Raw genomic sequence first — 1,598 nt, forward strand, 5'->3', positions numbered from 1 at the left:
CAGACCCGATGAGCATGGGAATTATTATGATATTGCTAAAGCGTTTATTTGGAGAGTGGTAGACCCCGATCCAAATACTCTGAAGGGTCGTAACTGGTTGTGAACCGAATATTCTGTAGTAGAAGTTCAATACCCTACCCAAACTCTGTTAGTGATGCTCTACTTTCTTTTGAAGATAAAAAGAATTGCGATCGAAACAGCTAAAAATATTTTTTACCCCCATTCAGTTCTTTTCAATCCCATGATTTTCTTGGGTTTACTTCTTGCTACCTTACTGGCACCTCTGCGGATTCTTCCTGGCAACAATCGGATTGATATTGTATTAATCCCCATTGCAGCAGTGGGGTTAATCTTAACTCATCGCTCCATCATTCCCGAAGTTTTAAAAAACAATCGCTACTTAGCGATCGCCTTGAGCTTATTTTTCGCTTGGATTTGGGTCGTCGTGGGATGGAGCGATCGCCCAGGTATTGCGATAAAATACAGCTTACTTTATTCGATATACATTCTCGTTTTCTGCTCCCTATTCCTCGTCAACCATTCAAATCGGCACAATCCCAAGCAGCGAAAAATCTATCATCTGCTAATCTTTTACTTTCTCATAGCATTGGCAGTATTTGGAATTATAGAATACTTTTTTCCAGACTTATTTATTTTTCACATTCTTGGCTCTCTAAAATATCTCAACCACTATCCTCGGGTGAGTTCTTTGGTGCAAAACCCGAATCAATTTGGCGTATTGATGTCCCTCGCTGTGGCGCTGACGCTGTGTTTGAGACAACAACATTTTATTAATCCCCTAGAATTTTGCCTGGGACTTATTTTACCTATCACTGCAGATTCATTATCTGCCAGTCGCAATGGATGGATTATTTTAGGGTTGGCAATTGTTTTGGGATGGTTTTATAAACTGATTAACCGAAAAGAGTTTCTTGTCTTAATATTATTTTGGTTAATTACCCTGTTAATCTTTCCGGTTTCTACCTATCGGCTGGGAATAACGGACAATCCGGTTTTTCCGGTGATGCAGTGGGTGGGAGAAAATCAGTCAGAAGTAGCAAATTCTATTCCTAATCCAACCAGTACGGCATTGTCGAGAACGTTTCTTTGGAAAGCCGCGATCGCAGAAACCCTTCAGCATCCTTTCACCGGAATTGGCTTGGGAGTTTATGCGGAAGAAGTTGGGCGAAGGGTGTTCGGACGGATTGGATTTAACGCACATAATATCTTTTTAAACATTTCCGCAGAAACCGGCATCACAGGATTGTTAATTTTTAATAATTTGCTGTTAGCATTTTTTGGAAAAGCCAATTTAAGAAAAGCCTTTGGTGGTATGTTTTTAATTTTAATTTTAACGTCACAGTTACCGGATTTTTTTATTGGAGATCCGACCTTTACGAGCATAACGCTGTATTTTATTGCCTTAGCTTGTAACACCTCATTGGAGTCAGAGAACTATGAGTAGAGACTAGAAACTCGGTTTCTTATCTTAATAGGTCACAATCGTAAATTGTATCGAAAAAAAATTGGGTTCTCAAGGTCGTAAAGCTTCTTGCATGAAAGCGATCGCCCTCCCAAATCACCCACAGCGCGATCGC

General features: G+C 40.1%; 1 protein-coding gene. It reads left to right on the forward strand.

What is annotated here, in order from left to right:
* Nucleotides 1–241: 241 nt before the first annotated feature.
* Complete coding sequence (locus LKK83_RS02365; RefSeq protein ID WP_324629186.1) at nucleotides 242–1,465, forward strand: O-antigen ligase family protein; 1,224 nt, start codon at nucleotides 242–244, stop codon at nucleotides 1,463–1,465.
* Nucleotides 1,466–1,598 lie beyond the last annotated feature (133 nt).

The sequence above is a fragment of the Phormidium sp. CCY1219 genome, from assembly GCF_035615515.1.
Taxonomy (GTDB): Bacteria; Cyanobacteriota; Cyanobacteriia; order Cyanobacteriales; family Laspinemataceae; genus CCY1219.